At 62.4% G+C, this 16,808-nt stretch carries 15 protein-coding genes; 1 reads left to right on the plus strand and 14 read right to left on the minus strand.

Going from position 1 to position 16,808, the window contains the following annotated elements; all coding sequences use genetic code 11:
- Window positions 1–20: 20 nt before the first annotated feature.
- The 11 genes from ACIQUB_RS13380 to oiaX all read right to left on the minus strand — a co-directional run bounded on the left by ACIQUB_RS13380 (window position 21) and on the right by oiaX (window position 12,044).
- Window positions 21–1,898, minus strand: a complete 1,878-nt coding sequence (locus tag ACIQUB_RS13380) for a hypothetical protein (protein WP_402930133.1) — start codon at window positions 1,896–1,898, stop codon at window positions 21–23.
- Entirely contained in the window at window positions 1,895–2,929 is a 1,035-nt protein-coding gene (locus tag ACIQUB_RS13385) for a Gfo/Idh/MocA family protein (RefSeq protein ID WP_402930135.1), read from the minus strand. Before ACIQUB_RS13385 ends, ACIQUB_RS13380 begins: the two co-directional genes overlap by 4 nt.
- Window positions 2,930–2,932: 3 nt before the next feature.
- Window positions 2,933–3,997, minus strand: a complete 1,065-nt coding sequence (locus tag ACIQUB_RS13390) for an ABC transporter permease (protein ID WP_018896822.1) — start codon at window positions 3,995–3,997, stop codon at window positions 2,933–2,935.
- The gene (locus ACIQUB_RS13395) at window positions 3,994–5,538 is read right to left on the minus strand and encodes a sugar ABC transporter ATP-binding protein (RefSeq protein ID WP_402930138.1); all 1,545 of its coding nucleotides are present in this window, start codon (window positions 5,536–5,538) and stop codon (window positions 3,994–3,996) included. The genes ACIQUB_RS13390 and ACIQUB_RS13395 overlap by 4 nt, the downstream gene beginning before the upstream one ends.
- Window positions 5,539–5,540: 2 nt before the next feature.
- The gene (locus ACIQUB_RS13400; protein ID WP_402930140.1) at window positions 5,541–6,185 is read right to left on the minus strand and encodes a DUF2291 family protein; all 645 of its coding nucleotides are present in this window, start codon (window positions 6,183–6,185) and stop codon (window positions 5,541–5,543) included.
- 84 nt (window positions 6,186–6,269) lie between these two features.
- On the minus strand, window positions 6,270–7,211 hold the full coding sequence (locus ACIQUB_RS13405) for a D-ribose ABC transporter substrate-binding protein (protein ID WP_018896825.1): 942 nt from the start codon (window positions 7,209–7,211) through the stop codon (window positions 6,270–6,272).
- Between the two features lie 76 nt (window positions 7,212–7,287).
- Complete coding sequence (locus ACIQUB_RS13410) at window positions 7,288–8,115, minus strand: phosphogluconate dehydrogenase C-terminal domain-containing protein (RefSeq protein ID WP_018896826.1); 828 nt, start codon at window positions 8,113–8,115, stop codon at window positions 7,288–7,290.
- 76 nt (window positions 8,116–8,191) lie between these two features.
- On the minus strand, window positions 8,192–8,629 hold the full coding sequence (locus ACIQUB_RS13415; RefSeq protein WP_018896827.1) for an RpiB/LacA/LacB family sugar-phosphate isomerase: 438 nt from the start codon (window positions 8,627–8,629) through the stop codon (window positions 8,192–8,194).
- A 55-nt stretch (window positions 8,630–8,684) separates the two neighbouring features.
- Window positions 8,685–9,443: a triose-phosphate isomerase gene (locus tag ACIQUB_RS13420; protein ID WP_402930143.1), complete on the minus strand. Its 759-nt coding sequence runs from the start codon at window positions 9,441–9,443 to the stop codon at window positions 8,685–8,687.
- Window positions 9,444–9,445: 2 nt separating this feature from the next.
- On the minus strand, window positions 9,446–10,780 hold the full coding sequence (locus ACIQUB_RS13425) for a four-carbon acid sugar kinase family protein (RefSeq protein ID WP_402930145.1): 1,335 nt from the start codon (window positions 10,778–10,780) through the stop codon (window positions 9,446–9,448).
- A 4-nt stretch (window positions 10,781–10,784) separates the two neighbouring features.
- Window positions 10,785–12,044: a 3-oxo-isoapionate-4-phosphate decarboxylase OiaX gene (gene oiaX / locus ACIQUB_RS13430; protein ID WP_402930147.1), complete on the minus strand. Its 1,260-nt coding sequence runs from the start codon at window positions 12,042–12,044 to the stop codon at window positions 10,785–10,787.
- 190 nt (window positions 12,045–12,234) lie between these two features.
- Between oiaX and ACIQUB_RS13435 the strand changes: the two genes are divergently transcribed.
- The gene (locus ACIQUB_RS13435) at window positions 12,235–12,945 is read left to right on the plus strand and encodes a transcriptional regulator NanR (RefSeq protein WP_402930149.1); all 711 of its coding nucleotides are present in this window, start codon (window positions 12,235–12,237) and stop codon (window positions 12,943–12,945) included.
- Window positions 12,946–13,063: 118 nt separating this feature from the next.
- Here the strand turns inward: ACIQUB_RS13435 and ACIQUB_RS13440 are convergent, their stop codons facing one another.
- The 3 genes from ACIQUB_RS13440 to ACIQUB_RS13450 are packed head-to-tail and all read right to left on the minus strand — an operon-like array spanning window position 13,064 to window position 16,732.
- The gene (locus ACIQUB_RS13440; RefSeq protein ID WP_402930151.1) at window positions 13,064–14,698 is read right to left on the minus strand and encodes a GMC family oxidoreductase; all 1,635 of its coding nucleotides are present in this window, start codon (window positions 14,696–14,698) and stop codon (window positions 13,064–13,066) included.
- A gap of 13 nt (window positions 14,699–14,711) precedes the next feature.
- On the minus strand, window positions 14,712–15,239 hold the full coding sequence (locus ACIQUB_RS13445) for a sugar dehydrogenase complex small subunit (RefSeq protein ID WP_209193330.1): 528 nt from the start codon (window positions 15,237–15,239) through the stop codon (window positions 14,712–14,714).
- Between the two features lie 50 nt (window positions 15,240–15,289).
- Window positions 15,290–16,732, minus strand: coding sequence for a c-type cytochrome (locus ACIQUB_RS13450; protein ID WP_402930154.1), 1,443 nt, complete (start codon window positions 16,730–16,732; stop codon window positions 15,290–15,292).
- Window positions 16,733–16,808 lie beyond the last annotated feature (76 nt).

Genomic DNA, 16,808 nt, shown 5'->3' on the forward strand with positions numbered 1-16,808 from the left:
TACGCCTTCCAGACGTAAGATCAATCCGAAAGCGCGACGGAGGTCGCCTGATATGGGGAAAGAGTGAGCACGCCGCCCATCAGCGCGTCGGAGAGCCTGAGCGCTCCCAGATCAATCTCCTGGTCTTGGCCGCTGATGTTGACGATCCACAGTGTTGCGCCGGTCGCCGCCTTCGTTGCGAAAGCGAGAACCTGCGAGGGGTTGGAGGAAAGGCACTCTCTCCACTCGGTTCCGGCGAGACCGGCTAGCGTCTTGACCGCGTTGAAGAGCGGGCGGCGTCCATCTGTTGTGAAGGGCTCATGCTGTCCGGCAAGGAGGCCGAAACTGCCGGTCACCGCCGAGAGCGTCAGGCATTCCAGCTCGGCGTCCAGCACCTTTGCCATATAGCCCATCGCGAAGGCTTCCGCAAAGAGAGCGTTGTGACGCGGATCGGTGTTGGCCATCGGTATCCGGCCGCCCTTCGGGTTGTCCATAGTTCGGCTCCCATAGGGATTCTGCCGCATGGGAATGGTCGATGGGCCGATGCGATAGGGCTTGTCGCCATAGATGGCGCGGACCGATCGGGTGATGAAGGGCAGGGCCTCCAATGTCTGCATGACACTGAGGTCGTCAGCGGCATGGACGATCGGGTTGGTGCAATGGCTGATGAAAGAAAGCGGCTCTGAAGGAACGCGTTTGCGGTTGAGCTCGGTGAAATAGCTGAGCATGCCGCCGCCGATGCGGATATCGGGGAATGCCGCATGCGCGACCTCGTAGACATCTTCGAGCGGCGGGCATTCCGGCCACTTGCTGCCCGGCGGGGTGGATCGGCGATCGACCGATGGCGAGATGATGATCGCGTCTGGCTTGAAGCCGGCATTGCGCATCTGCGTTGCGATCAGCGTGGTCTCGTCGAGCAGTGGCTGTTTGCACGGCAGCGCGATCTCGAGCGTCGACATGCCGGGATGAAGTCTGGTCACCTCGGCGAAGCGCTTGAAGGCTTCCGCTCCATGCCCGGCCGTCGGATCGAAATGGAAGAGCAGTTCCTGCGGCTTGATCTCGTCGAGCACGGCGCTCGCCTTGACCACGGCGCCTGCTTCTTCCGGCGTGACGATCACGCCGATCGCAGGCATGCGCCCACGCCGCTCGCCGAGCGTCAGCGTCGTGAGCGGCGAATGCCCATTCGTCGTCGCGGCCAATGGCTTGGGGCGCCTGTCGGCAATATCGAGGACGATGCGCTGTTTGACCGTTTCACCCGCCGGTATCCGGTAGGGCCAAGGCAAAGCGAGTGGGCGCACATAGGTCTTGTAGGAGGCGTCCGACCAGTTGCGCTGGTCTTCCATCTCGAACACGTCGCCTTCCATGCCGCACCGCGCCGTCACGTTGGTCATGACGGTATGGGTGATCGCGCTCATGTTCATGAACGGCTGCCACGGCTCGATCAGATCAGGGAACCGGGTCTCGACGCGCTTTCCGTCGGCATGCTCGACGGTGACGGGCATACCGGCCACGCCGACGATCGGGTGGAGAATACAGAAACCGCAACGGTTCGTCTCAAAGCCCGTGCCGGAGATCGCATCCGCTTCGAAAACCAGAGGCGAGCCGGCTTGCGCTGAGATGCGCACGCCGATCGCGAGTCCTGTCGCATCCGGCCCCTTGCAAATGGCGGTGTAGCGGACCGAAAAGGCATCGTCTCCCTGCTCGACCGTCAGGTCGGCGATTTCGGGCGCGTAGGTGCCCCAGTCGCGATCGCGCACGAGATAGGACACAGCGCGCAGCACTTCCACGCCGTCATAGGCGATCGTACGCAGATTGCCGTCGCTGAGATCAGCAGTCAGCCTGCCCGCGGTGAGGCGGACCGGCTTCTGCTCGAGCGCATGCGTTCCGTAGATCCGGAAGCTCTCCGACGACGTGCTCATCGCAGCATCGCCTTGACATCGACCGTCTGGCCGCTGGCGGCGCTATCATATGCCGCCTCGACAAGCGCGAAGGTCTTGAGATTGTCGGCGCCCGAGGTCGAGGCCTCGCCGCCGGCGGCCAGCCGCTCGGCCCAATGCTGCTGGATGGCGTAGACGCTTTCCTGGATATTGTGCCAGGGGCGCGATGCCCAGGAGAGCAGCATCGGCGACACGTCCGAGACCTCGGTGCCGTTCTTTCCGGTCACTTCGAGCTTGTAGCCTTGCGACAGGCGGATGCTGCCCTCAGTGCCGTCGAGTTCGATCAGCGTCTCGGGGAAGGGCTCGGTGGAGAGCTTGGAGGCATAGCTGACATCGACGATCGAGGTCGCGCCGTTTTCGTGGTCGAGCAGGATGGTGGCGACGTCCTCGCCCTTGATCTTCGGGTTGACCCGCTTCGTGCGGGCGCTGAGCGCTGCAACGTCGCCCAGGATATAGCGGGCAATGTCGAGCGTATGGATGCCGAGATCTTCGATGATGAAGCGCTCGCCTTCAGCGAGATAGGGCTGGCCCGAGAAAACGTCGTAGCCCGAGCGGAACGAGAAGCGGCCCCAGAAAGGCTGGCCGATCGCGCCCGATTCCAGAACCTTCTTCACAGCCTGGATCGGCGTCTGCCAACGGAAGTTTTCGTGCACCATCAGGGGCAACCCGGCATCGGCGCAAACCTTCACCATGGCCTTGGCGTCGTCGAGCGTCTTTGCGAATGGCTTCTGGCAGATCGCCGGCACATTGTGTGCGGCTGCCATCTCGACCAAAGCGCGGTGGCTCTGGACGGTGGTGGCGATATCGACGAAATCGAAGCCGCCGTCGGCGAACATCTGGGCCGCATCGCTATAGCGCCTGTCGATGCCGAACTGGTCGCCGACGATCTTCAGCCGCTCGGGGTCGCGATCGCAGATCGCCACGATCGAAGCCCCGGCCACGTCCTGCCACGCATGCATCTGGTTGACCGCGAAAAAGCCGCAGCCGATGAGTGCGCCATTCAATTCCGTCATTGCTTATCCTGCCTTTGCCATTTGCATGAGAGTCACGCGCTGTTGCAGACGGCGCTGGGCCTGATCCACCACAACCGCGATAATAATCACAAGCCCCTTGATGACCATCTGCCAGAAGGACGATACGCCCATCATGACCAGCCCGTCCGACAGGATGCCGATGACGAAGGCGCCGATGATCGTGCCGCCGATCGTGCCGCGCCCGCCTGACATCGAAGTCCCGCCGAGCACCGCCGCGGCGATCGCGTTGAGCTCGAAGCTTTCGCCGGTGGCCGGATGCGAGGCCATCAGTTCGGACGAGATGATGAGCCCGACGATGGCCGCGCACAGGCCCGAGAACATGTAGACGAAGATCTTCACCACATCGACCCGGATACCGGACATGCGCGCCGCACGTTCGTTGCCACCGACGGCGAAGATATGCCGGCCGATCGGCGTCGAGCGCGCCACGTAGGCGGCAATTAGGGCTAGCACGATCAGAATCCAGATCGAAACCGGCAGGCCCAGCATGCGGCCGGCGCCGAAGACGTCGAAGCCCGTCGTCATGTATTCCGGCTTGCCGACGAGATTGGGGAAGGTCTGGCCGTCGGAGGAGAGCAGTGCCAGGCCGCGTGCGATGTAAAGCGTGCCGAGCGTGGCGATAAACGGCGCGACGTTGAGCTTGGTGATCAACAAGCCGTTGATCAGGCCGATCGCCAGGCCGACGGCCAGTGTGATCAGCACGATCTCATAGATGTTGAAGAAGATCGTGTAGCCGATCGGCAGTTCCACGCCGTTGAGGATCAAGGCGCCGGCGACCATGCCGCACAGGCCGACGATCGAGCCGACCGAGAGGTCGATGCCGCCGGTGATGATGACGAAGGTCATGCCCATGGCGAGGAACGCGTTGAGCGCAACGTGTTTCGACATCAGGATCATGTTGGCCGTGGATGTGAAATTCGGCGCGAAGATCGCGAAGAAGATGATCACGGCAAAAAGGGCGATGAAGGTTCTGAGCTTCATCAGGGTGAGGAGAATGGAGCCGCTCGAACGCTTTGCCCCGAATGTGGATGAGGTGTCCGCCGTCATGACGCGAGCTTTCCCTGGTGTCCGTGACCTTTGGCAGATGCCGCGATGATAGCCTCTTCCGTTGCTTCGCTTCTGTCGAAGACGGCGACCAGCTTGCCGTTGCTAAGCACGGCGATGCGGTCGGAAAGGGCCATGACCTCTTCAAGGTCTGAGGTTGAAAACAATATTGCAAGGCCCTTGGCGGCCAGTCTGCGCATGGTGCGGAACACGTCCGCCTTGGCGCCGACGTCAATGCCGCGGCTGGGCTCGTCCATCAGCAGCACCTTCGGATTGGTCATCAGCGCCTTACCGATGACCACCTTCTGCTGGTTGCCGCCGGACATCGAGGTAACCTCGAATTCCGGGTTCGGCGCCTTGATGGAGAGATCGCGGATCATGTCGTTGATGCCCTGCCTTTCGGCGCCGGCCTTGATGTGAAAGATCCGCGTGAAATGATCGAGGCTGGCGAGCGTCAGATTGCTGGCGATGGAGAGCACCTGCACCAATCCTTCGCGCTGCCGGTCCTCGGGGATGAGGGCAAGCCCCTTCCTGATCCGGCCCGTCGTATCTTGCGCGCGCACTTCCTGGCCATCGATGAAGATCTTGCCGGTCGAGTGCTTGTGGCGGCCGATCACGCATTCGAAGAACTCGCTGCGTCCAGCGCCCATCAGGCCGTAGATGCCGAGGATTTCTCCAGCTCGCACTGAGAGCGAGACGTGGTCGACGGCCAGCCCGCCGGTTCTGCGCGGCAGGCTGATCTCCTCGGCGCGAAAGGCTTCCGGTCCGAGCTCATGGTCGGCCGCCTTGGCGAAATCCTTTGCGTCCGAGCCGATCATCGAGCGGACGATCCACTTGGTGTCGATGTCGCGGACCATCGCATGGCCGGTGATCTGGCCGTCGCGCAGCACGGTGATGTAATCACCGATCCGCATCAGCTCTTCCAGCCGGTGCGAGATATAGACGATGGCCACACCCTGCGCCTTCAGTTCGGCGATAACCTTGAAGAGGATTTCGACCTCGGCCGCTGATAGCGCCGATGTCGGCTCGTCCATGATCAGGATGCGGGCGTTGAGCGACATCGCCTTGGCGATCTCGACCAGCTGCTGCTGACCGATCGGCAGGTCCTCGACCATGGTCTCGGCATGAATGCCGGCATCCAGGCGTTTCAGAAACGCGTTTGCCTTTTCGATCTGCGCCTTGTGATCGATGCCGCGAATGCCGCGGGTGATCTCGCGGGTTGTGAAGATGTTTTCGGCCACCGTCATGTTGGCGAAGAGGTTGAGCTCCTGGAAGATCATGCCAATGCCGTGCGCCTGGGCGTCGGCCGGACTGTCGAAGGAGACAGTTTCGCCATCGAGGACGATGCGTCCAAGCGTTGGCCGCTCTACGCCGGCGATCATCTTCATCAGCGTCGACTTTCCAGCGCCGTTCTCGCCGACCAGCACATTGACCGCGCCGCGTCTGAGCTCGAGATCGGCGCGCTTGACGGCGACGATGCCGGAATAGACTTTGGACACCTCTTCAAGGCGAAGGATAACGTCGTGTTCGATCGTTTCGCTCATCGCTACGGCCCCACCGTCAATTCGGCCGGCGTCACCAGCGGCAATTGGCCGGATGCCGGCAGCGGGAAGGCGCCGGTGACCGTGACGGTCTTGCCGGTCAGACCGTCGCGCGGTAGCGGCGCCAAGAGGGCGGTGTTGATCTTCTCGTTGAACGCCTTGCCGAATTGCGCCCACTCGATCTGGTTCTTGAACTCGTTGAAATTGACGAATTCAAGCGTATCGCGCAGCGCCGTTCCGCGCACGGCGGGACCGATCTGCACCTTGGCGTCGGCCTTGCCGTCTCCATCGGCATCCACGTCGATCGTCGCCGCCCGCGATGCGGTATCGGCCGCGACGATCTTGCCGCTCAGCTTGACCGCATAGGTCCAGGGGGCGCTCGCCTGCTTGCGGGGATTGCCGTATTTCTCGCCGGCCTGATCCGGGCTCGACGCGGCAAGCGCCACGACGTCCTTCAGCTCACCAGCCCGCTTTTGCAGATAGGGAATTGCCTGCGACTGCCAGATGGCGTCGACCTTTGCCGCTGGGTCAAAGGCGCTCTTGGCGGTTTCCGCCGCCTTTTCTTCCGCCGTCGGCGTTTTGATGATTTTGCAGCCCGGCAGTGCCATCGCAAGCAATGCGATCACAACCACGCTTCTGACCCTCGCCATCCACGAAACTCCAATCTTATGGAATAGGATAAAGAACGAAGAGCGCCGATGAGTGCGCTCTTCGCCATTGGTCTCAAGCTGTCGTTACTTCGCGATCGCGAAGGTTTCGAGCTTGGAGGCGTTGTCGGCGTTGATGAGAATGCAATCCATCAGCTGCTTCTCTTCCTTGGGAAGAGTCTTGTTCTTGATGTAGGCGTCGGCCTGCTCGACAGCCATCTGTGCCTGCGCGTAGGCGGGCTGCAGAACGGTGGCCTTGATGCCGCCGGACTTGATGGAGTCGCGGACGTCGTTGGAGCCGTCGAAGCCGACGACGATCACGTCCTTGCGGCCGGCGGCCTGGAGAGCGGCGATCGCGCCCATGGCCATCGTGTCGTTGCCGGAGATGACGCCCTGGATATCCGGGTTTGCCTGCAGGATGGTTTCCATCTTGGCGTAGGCTTCCGTCTGGCTCCAGTTGGCCGACTGCTTGGCAACCGACTTCAGGTCCGGATAGTCGTCGATGACGTCATGATAGCCCTGCGAGCGGATGCCGGCATTGGTGTCGGATTCTTTGCCGACGAGCTCGACATAGTTGCCCTTCTCGCCCATCAGCTTGACGAATTCCTGCGCGCCCAGCTGGGCACCCTGGTAGTTGTTGGAAACGATCTGTGCGGCGGCAACGCCCGTGGCGTTGATTTCGCGGTCGATGAGGAAGGACGGAATGCCCGCGTCCTTGGCCTTCTTGACAGCGGCAACGGTCGCATCAGCGCCGGCGTTGTCGAGAATGATGGCCTTCGCACCGCGGCCGATGGCGGTGTCGATCATCTGGGATTGCTTGTTGGCGTCGTCGTCATGGGTCATGACGAGCGCTTCATAGCCCAATTCCTTCGCCTTGGCTTCAGCACCTACGGCTTCAGCCTTGAAGAACGGGTTGTCGTGTGCGGGGGTGATGATGGCGATCAGGTCCGCCGAAAAGGCAGGCATGGCAACGCCGAAAGCAAGCGCGCTGGCAAAGGCAGCGACGGTCAGTCTACGTGTCAGTCTCATTGGTTTCCTCCCAAAAGAAGCCCTGTTCCCAGCAGGGCGGTGAAAGGGGAGGGGTTGCCCCCTCCCGGGACCGGTATCAGGTGATACGCTTGATGCTGTCAGCGATCTCCTGAGGTTCGAAGACGCGCTTCCAATCGTCCTTCATCAGGGCGGGAATGCCGAATTCGATAGCCTTGTTGCAAGCGTCCGAGAACACGCCCTGGACTTCGCCGAAGATGACGGCGCCGAGTACGTTCAGGTGGCCGAGCAGGAAGTCGCGGGCAGCTTCTTCCGGAACGCCGCGTGCGACGCACTCATCCATGGCCTGCTTCATGACGACGAGCAGCGAAGCGGCAACGGTCTCGGAGAGACCCGGCTCCAGCATCGCCATCTGTTCGACGGTGACGCGGTGCGAGCGCATGACCGGTGCCCAGATCGTCTTGGCGATTTCTTCGCCGACGGCGTAGGCTTCTTCCGGACCCTGCATCAGCGCCGAAACGATGTGCTGCTTGGCGAAGAGGCCGCCGAAGTGGTCCTTCTTGGCCTGCATGTCCGTTTCGTCGTTGAAGATCGGCGGGTGGCACGGATGCGTGACGAAGTACGTCAGGTCAGGGCGCTCCGGGAAGTGGCCAGCGAACGGCGCAGCAGCGTCGAGCGCGACAACCATGGTGCCGGCCTTGAGCTTGTCGTTGATGCCGGCGGCAACCTTGCCGATATGCGTATCCGGAACGGCCAGGATGACGACGTCGACGCCGTCAAGCGCAACGTCCACGTCCACGGTCGAAAGGCCGAGATCGTCCTTCAGGCGTGCCTTGCCGATATCGCTGATTTCGACGTGGCGAACGTCGTAGCGCGAACCCTTGAGGTTCTTTGCAAGCCGGTAGCCCATTTTGCCGCCGGCGCCGAACAGAGCAATGGAAGTCATGTTTCCTCACTTCGTGTTTTGCTGGAATTGTTAACGTTGCTGGTATGATGAGTCAATCACCACCCCAGAATAAGTATTACTTAACCGCGTCGAGCCGGTTGATGGCGTCGACGTTGCCTGCCGAAGCGCCCTTCGGATCGAATTCGGAGGCGAGCCAGGTGTCGACGATCGACTTGGCAAGTTCCGGACCGATCACGCGTGCGCCCATGGTGATGATCTGTGCGTTGTTGGATTTCGCGGCGCGCTCGGCAGAGTATGTGTCGTGCGTCAGCGCGGCGCGGATGCCGGGAACCTTGTTGGCCGAGATCGAAACGCCGATGCCGGTGCCGCAGATTAGGATGCCGCGCTCATGCTGGCCGTCGACGATGGTCTGCGCGAGGTTCTGCGACAGGTCGGCGTAGAAGCCAGCCTGGCTGAGATCGTGCACTTCGAGGCCCGCCTTGGTGGCGAGGTGGGCGGCGATCACGTCAAGCAAGGGCTTGCCGGCGCTATCCGCTCCGATGGCGATTTTCATGGTCCGTGTCCTTTCAATCATTCGGGGGCTGGATGAGTAGAATTGGTGGCTGTGATCAGATGACCGCGGCAACGCGCTTCAGAATGTCGAGATAGCCTTCGACAGCCCAGGCAGAGCGGCCGATGAACAAGCCGTCGATGTGCGGCTGCGTGATCAGCTCCTCGCAATTGCCTGGATTGACGCTGCCGCCGTAGAGAACCGGAACCGCGCGACCGAGCGCCTTGGCGGCGACGTCGGCGATGCGCGCGTGGCGTTCGTCGGCATAGTCGGCGGTCGCCGGAATGCCGTTGACGCCGATCGCCCAGACCGGTTCGTAGGCAAGTAGAATTTCCGCGTCCTTGCCGGATGTGGGGACGCGCGCCAGCGCGCCCTCAACTTGGCGCTTCAGTACCGCGTCGGCATCACCGGCATTGCGTTCGGCAAGAGTCTCACCGATGCAGATCAGCGGGATCAGGCCGTGGTTGACGGCGCTTTCGACCTTCAGGCCGACGGTTTCGTCGGTCTCGCCGAAGTGCTCGCGACGCTCCGAGTGGCCGAGCTCGACGATGTCGAGGTTGCAATCCTTCAGCATCGGGGCCGAGATCTCGCCGGTCCACGCGCCGGCTGCGTCCCAGTGCATGTTCTGCGCGCCGACCTTCACCGAGCCATCGGCGAGAGCCTTCTTGACTTCGCGCACCGCCGTGAAGGGCGGGATGACGAAACGCTGGATATCGGCGTGGCGATCGCCGTCGGCGACTGCCAGCTTTTCGGCGAAGGACAGAGCTTCGCCAAGCGTCTTGTTCATCTTGAAGCTGGTGCCAACCCAGTAGCGCATGTTCAAGCCCTCCGTCCGTCGCGAATCTGTGCGAAATAGCCGTCGGTTCCGACCTGGCCGCCCTTGAGCGCGATCTGCAGCCCGTTGGTCGGCGCGTAGTTGCCGTGCGCGGTGCAGAGTGGCGAGCCTGGTGTCTGCGGCAGCGGCAGCAGGGTCGTCAGAGCGTCCACACGCAACTGCTGCAGCGCGTGGCTCGACGTGTCGCCGCCGGCGATGACAGCGCGGGGCAAGTTTTCGGTTTCGATCAGCCGGCGCAGAATCGTGCCGAGAGCGGAGCCGAGGCGGTGGCGGGAGCCAGGAATACGATCGATATCGGTTCCCTTGTCCGACGATGAGCCGAGCGCCGTATGCAGGATGACGCTGCGGCCATCCTTCAGGCGCTTGATGCCTTCGGCGACAGCCGTTTCGATGGCGCGATCGCCGCTTTCGCCGACAAGATCGAGCGGATCGACGGGAATGCCGTCAAAACCGTTTTCAGTTGCGTTGCGGATCTGCCGTTCCGTGGTGGGCGAGACGCTTCCCGAGACGACGGCGAGGCGGTCGACCTTGCCGGGCTCGGCGAAGGTCGTCGGTTCGCCAAGCAGGCCTTCAGCCTTCCACGCCTGCAACAGCGCGTATTCGACGCCCGACGAGCCGGCCGTGAAGAGGCCGCCGTCGCGCTTGGCCCGCCAGACCTGACGGCCGGCCAGAGCCTGCGACTGGGCGCTATCCACGTCGATCAGCAGGATGCCATCGAGGTCCGCGATCGTCTTGTCGATGCGCTGGTCGGCATCGGCGGCTGCGGTGGTGACGAGATCGGCGAGCGCTACGGGCAGAGCCGTCTGCTTTGCGAGATGCAGCGTCAGGTCGGCTTCGGCCATCGGTGTCACCGGATGGCGGCTCATGACGGGATGGCGATCGATACGGTAGTAGCGATCCTGGTAGGCGGCGAAGAGATTGCCGAACGCCGTGAAGCGCTTCAGCTGCGGTGCGCCGACGACAACGGGCACGACCGGTTGGCCATAGAGCGCCTTGCCGATTTCGATCGCCTTGCCGATGTTGCCGACCGCAGGGCTGGAATCGAAGGTCGAGCAGACCTTGTAATGGCAGATGTCGGCATCGAGCGCCTTCAGCCATTCAAAGATCGCCGGCAGATGCTTCTCCATCCACTCCGGCGTTTCGCTGCGGCTGGTGCCGGCAATGCCGAAGGCGCGGTAATCGGCGAAACGCTTTGCGGTCTCGGCGCTGGGGATGCCGAGAAACAGCACGGTCGGCACGCCGTTGGAAGCGAGCGCTTCCATGACGTCGGCTGAACCGGTGAAATCGTCACCGTAATAGGTAAGCAGAGGTTTGGTCATGGTCTCAAGCTGCCTTGCCGTCGCCGAACTTCGCGATCGAGGCCGCGAGTTCCGGATGATCCTTGGCGTATTCGTCGAGCGGGATGTCGGCGACCGCCGCCTGCCAGGCCTGCTGCACGGCGCGTACGCCGGCCGCCGGGCCGCCCGGATGGCTGACGATGCCGCCGCCGCATAGATAGAGCAGGTCGGTAGTGCGGCCGGTGCGGTTATAGGTGTCCGGCGCCTGGCCACCCCACTGGCCGGAGCCAGCGACCGGCAACGGGCAGTCCGCCTTGCTGAACAGCGGCGTGCTGACGGCCTTGAAGGATTCGACGAAGCTGTCGTCCGGCTCCCAATACTTGATGCGGATGCCGTTGATCTGGAATTGGTCAACGCCGAGCAGGCGCCAGAACTGCTGGTAGACCTTGAAATCGAGACCGGCGCCCGGATCGCGGGTGAGGATGTCCCAACCGTTGCGGTGGGCATGCAGAACAAGGCCCGAGCGCTTGCGCAGGAAGCTCATACCGCCGAAGCCAATCGAATTGATGTTGACGACGGCGCAGTTGCCGCCGGCCTTCAGGACGAGATCGTGATTGCGCATCATCTCGTCCGGATCGGCATGCGAGATGCCGAAAGCGTACATGACCTTCTTGCCGGTCTTCTGCTCGTGATCGAGGATCTTCGGCATGATGGCCGCTACGCGCTCCTTGAGCGGCGAATAGGCCGGGCTCATCAGCTTTTCGTCGTCCTTGATGAAGTCGACGCCGGACTCGATCAGTTCGCCGACCAGCTCCGCGGTCTCATGCGGGCGCAGGCCGAGCGCCGGCTTGACGATCGTGCCGATGATCGGCCGCCCTTCGACGCCGGTGAGCTTGCGGCTGCCGGGCAGGCCGAACTGTGGGCCGGGATGCGCGGTGGCGAAGGCTTCCGGCAGCTTCATATCGACGATGCGAATGCCGCTCATGCCCTTGATCGAGAATACGCCACCAATCGCGATGGTCATCAGGGCGGAGAGATCCGTGCCGATCGCGTCCATTGGGAAGGCGATATCGGCATCGGCGCAGTGAATGGGGCCGCTGCCGGGTGCTACTTCCGGCCAGGTCGGGTATTCCGCATCGGGCAGGTGACGGATGGCGATAACGCGTGCCGCGACGCGCGCCTTCAGCTCTTCCGTCTCGCCGGGAACGGGGACGAACGTGCCGGTCGACTGATCGCTGGCGATCTTGGCGGCCATGGCCTCGACGCTGCCGGTCGTTTCGATGCGGTAGGTAACTGTGATCATCATGAGGTTTCGTTGCTCCTCCTGCCTAGGTCGAAAGTTTGCCATGGCGTCAACTCGTGAACTGGTATAATGAGTATTCCAATTTCTGCAATGAAAATTTTTTGAAAGAGCACAGACCGATTTCAGACGACGGCCTTTCGTGCCGGGACGCTAGCATGCATAAAGGAGGGATATTGTGAGCCAGCGAGACACCATGAATCAGCCAATCGAACAGATCGTGCGTCGCAAACTATCCGATGAGGTTTTCGATCGGCTGGAGAGAATGATCACCTCGGGTGAGCTTCGCCCGGGCGACGAGATGCCTTCGGAGCGGGTGCTGATGGAGCGCTTCGGGGTTGGGAGGCCGGCTATCCGCGAGGCGATGCAGTCGCTGGCCAACATGGGCTTGGTCAACATATCGCACGGGGAGCGCGCCAAGGTTCTGCAGCTGACCGCAAGATCGATTTTCCGCCAGGTGGACCTGACGGCGAAGATCATGCTCGCGCAATCGGCCGACTCGCTCGATCACCTCAAGAGCTCACGCATCTTCTTCGAACGCGGCATGGCGCGCGAGGCGGCAGTGAAGGCCACCCCCGCCGACATCACCGATCTTCGCGATATCATCGAAGAGCAGCGCCGCTCGCTTGGCAACGCGGAAGACTTCATCGCCGCCGACATGCAGTTCCATACGCGGATCGCGCAGATCTCCGGCAACCCGATCTTCGTCGCCGTCAGCGAGGCCATGCTGGCATGGCTGAAGGCCTATCACACGGACATGCTGATCTGGACCGGCAAGGAGAAGTTCACGCTGGTGGAGCATGAACATATCCTTGACTGTCTCGCCGCCAACGATGCGAACGGTGCGGAAGCCGCGATCTTGAAACACCTCGAGCGCTCCAGTGCGCTCTATACCAATCGCGACTGACGTCGCTTTCATCGGCGAATACGAAAACAGCGACCGGCCTGCGAGGCGGTCGCTGTTTTCGTTTTTGAGATCGGGAAGGTCTCGACCAGTACGGCCGGGACCTTCGTGAGCGCTGAAATCAGATCTCCTTGATCAGCTGCTCGGCAATACGCACGCTGAGTGCCGCACCCGTCAGTGTCGGGTTCATGCAGGATGCCGACGGCATGACGCTGGTGCCTGCAATGAACATGTTCGGGTGATCATGCGTGCGGCAATCGCGGTCGACGACCGAGTCCTTCGGATCGTCGCCCATCCGGGTCGTGCCCATGACGTGCTGGCGGTTTTGCCACTTCACGTCGGTCGACAGAACCTCCGCGTCGAGCAGCTGCGCGATCTTGTTCAGATCTTCCAGCCCCTTGTCGCGGCCGGCGTTCCAGTAGTCGGTGACCGAATAGTAGAGCACCGGAACCGGGATGCCGAGCGCGTCGAACTTGGTCTTCGACGGCGTGACGCGGTTTTCGGCGAGCGGCAGCGGTTCGAAATCGATCGCCCAGTTCAGCGAGCGGGCCGAGTATTTGCGGATCTGTTCGTCGAGCTTGGAGCCCAGGATGCCCTTCTTGATGAAGCCTTCGGTCATCTGGGCTGTCGGTACCGTGTTGCGCACCTTGATCTTGTAGCTCGGGTAATCCTTGCGGAAGGCGCCGTCGCGCTGGTTGAGATAGACCAGCAGTTCGGTCGGGCCTTCGCCCGGCCACATGTCCTCCTTGGTCAGCATGTTCATGCTGATGCCGGTGTGGTCCATGAGATTGCGGCCGACCTGATCCGACGAATTGGCAATGCCGTTCGGATACTTGTCCGAGGTCGAGATGAGCAGCAGCTTGGCGGACTCGATGCCATAGGCGGCAAGCACGAAATAGCGCGCCGTCAGGCGATGCTCGGAATTGTCGGGCTTCTTGTACCAGACCGCGGTGATCTTGCCGTCGTCGCCGGCTTCCACCTTGTAGACGGGCGAGTTGTCCAGCAGCTTGGCACCATGGCGTTCGGCTTCGTCGATGTGCATCGAGCCGTCATACTTGGCGCCGATCGGACAGACCGGGTTGCAGTTGTTGTTGCCGGCGCAGACCGGGCGATTGCCATAGGGGCGCGAGGCGCGGCCGTGTGGCTCAAGCACGGGGTTGAACCCGCCAACCGCAAGCTTCTCGGCGAGCGTCGTGAACATGTAGCTGGAATTCAGCTGCTTCATCGGGAAGGGCATGGAACGCGGCGGCATCGGACCGCCGCCCTGGCCGCTTTCGTCCTGGCCGTCGGTGCCGGTGACGCCGAGCTCCAGCTCCGCCTTGTTGTAATACTCCTCCAGATCGTCATAGCCGATTGGCCAGTCGCGGCCGCGGCCGTAGAGCGACTGGATCTTGAAGTCGTTGGGGATCATGCGCCAGAGCGCCGAGCCGAAGTGCCAGGTCGTGCCGCCGACGACGCGCAGGTAGGAGGTGTTGTATTTCACCGGGCCTTCATACTGCAGATAGTCGCCATAGGTGGACGGCGCCCAGGGCATGCTCGGGAAGGGGGAGCCGGCGCCCTGCAGCTTGGCGTTTGCCAGCGAAAGCTTGACCGGAGCGTTGCGGAAGGTCTCGACGATCTCGCGACGATCGACACGCGGACCGGCTTCGAGAATGATGACCTTCTTGCCGGCCTTGGCGAGCTGTGCGGCGACGATGCCGCCCATGACACCCGATCCGATGACGATCAGGTCCGCATCATATGCGTCGTTTGCCATTGTCTATATCCTGTCAGATCTTGCTGCCGGGCTTCGGTCCCCAGGCGTTCGGGCCGGGACCGTAGGTCGGAATGGGAAGGAGGCCCTTGGTCGGGCGGTACATGAGCGATTTCTCGTAGGTGATGAGTTCCGCGTCCTGTGGCTCGCCGACCACGCCGAGATACCAGGCGGAGACGATCTTCGCGGAAGTCTTCATCTCAGGCTCGGCGGGCTTGGACGCGAGAAAGCCATCCATGTCCTTGGCGCCGGACTGGCTCACCGCCTGCTGCAGGGCGGCGATGTCGGCCTTCAGCGTCTTGCTACGCTTGGAGAGTGCCGCAAGGAAGCGTGCGCCGAGCACGGGGTCGAGCTCGTAGCCGGTCAGGAATTCGGAAAGCTTGGTAAAGCCCTGGACGTCATCGTCGGCCGCGAACGCCGATACGGGCGCCGCGAAGGAGGAGAGGACGGCCAGTCCCCCGACGGCCACGGTGGCGCGCAGGAGGTCTCGGCGGTGGAGGGGCCGGCTCATGAGAGAGCCCGCATTGTTCGGGTCGATTGGCATCGCTGATATCCTCGATGAGGCAGTCAGAACTGGGAGAAAGGGTGAAACGATCAGGCGTGGGCCGGCTGCCGCCTGCGGCGAGCAACGAGCAGCGCGATGACGAGCGCGGCGAGGATCAGCGCCACGGCGACTGCCGGAACGATGAACGGTGCAACCGCGGCCAATACAGGCTTCTCTCCACCCTCGCGGACACGCAGGACATCCGCTGCGGTGACGGTCACCTTGCCGTTGCCGAAATGACCAAGCACATAGTTGCTGACATCGGCGACGTCCTTGTCGGAGAGGCGGTCCGTGTAGGCGGCGTTCTCGCCGAAGGCCGGCATGAATGTCGGTACGCCGTCGATCGTACGCGACAGGCCGAACAGGATCGTTGCGATCAGATTGTCCGGGTTGTTGCCGCCGGTCGCGGTGTTGTGGAAGAGCGAAGGATAGTGGTCGTTGCCCTCGCCATCGACTTGATGGCAGGCGGCGCAGGAGCCGCTGAAGATATGAAAACCCGTCTCGGTCACGGCCTGACCAGGCAGGCCGCGCAGATCGAGCTCGGCCGTGGAGGCCTGGCCGACATCGTAGCGCGGCGTGGCTTCGCCCGTGGTGATCGGCTTCGTGTCCTTCAGATAGACGACGAGCGACTTGAGGTCCGCTTCGGTGAGGTGCTGCATGCTGTGCTCGATGGCTTCCGCCATCGGGCCGGCCGCTTGCGCCTTGCCGGCGACATGGCCGGTGCGCAGATACTGCACGAGTTCCTCGTCGGACCACCCGCCGATGCCATCAACCTTGTCGGAGGTGATGTTCGGCGCGAACCAGGAGCCGATGGAAGCGCCCGAAAGCGCCTGGCTTCCGCTCTCCGCCATGAAGAGATTGCGCGGCGTGTGGCATGTGCTGCAGTGCTCCAGAGCCTCGGCCAGATAGGCACCGCGGTTCCATTCAGCGGACTTCGATGCATCCGGCTGGAAGCGGTCCTTGTCGAGGAAGAGCAGGTTCCACGCGGACATCGAGGCGCGGATGCTGAACGGGAATGGCAGCTGCGTCTTTTCCGGCGCGTGGTCGATCGGCTTCACGTCCTGCATGAAATAGGCGTAGAGCGCCGAGATGTCCTGGTCGGAGAGCTTTGCGTACGCCGTATAAGGCATCGCCGGATAGAGATGGCTGCCATCCTTGGAGACGCCGTCGCGAACGGCGCGCGCGAAGTCTTCTTCGCTGTAGTTGCCGATGCCGTCGGTCTTGGATGGCGTGATGTTGGTCGAGAAAATCTTGCCGAGCGGCGATTCGATCGCATAGCCGCCGGCAAAGGGCTGCCCGGAGTTCGGCGCGGTATGGCAAGCGGCGCAATCGGCCGCCGTCGCCAGATAACGCCCCCTGGTGATCAGGTCGCTTTGCGCGGTTTGATCTTGCGCCGAGGCTGCGCCGGTGATCGACACCAGCGCGGACAGACAGAGTGCGATTGAGCGCAGACGTTTGAGGGGAAGCCGAGAGGGTGCGGTGTGCAAGTGCATTATCGACGTGCTTTCATCAAGCATGAATAAACGACAACAGGCTTTGCATCACCTCCCACGAGCGTAGCCAATCCAC

It is taken from the genome of Rhizobium sp. NPDC090275 (assembly GCF_044772225.1).
Taxonomy (GTDB): Bacteria; Pseudomonadota; Alphaproteobacteria; order Rhizobiales; family Rhizobiaceae; genus Rhizobium.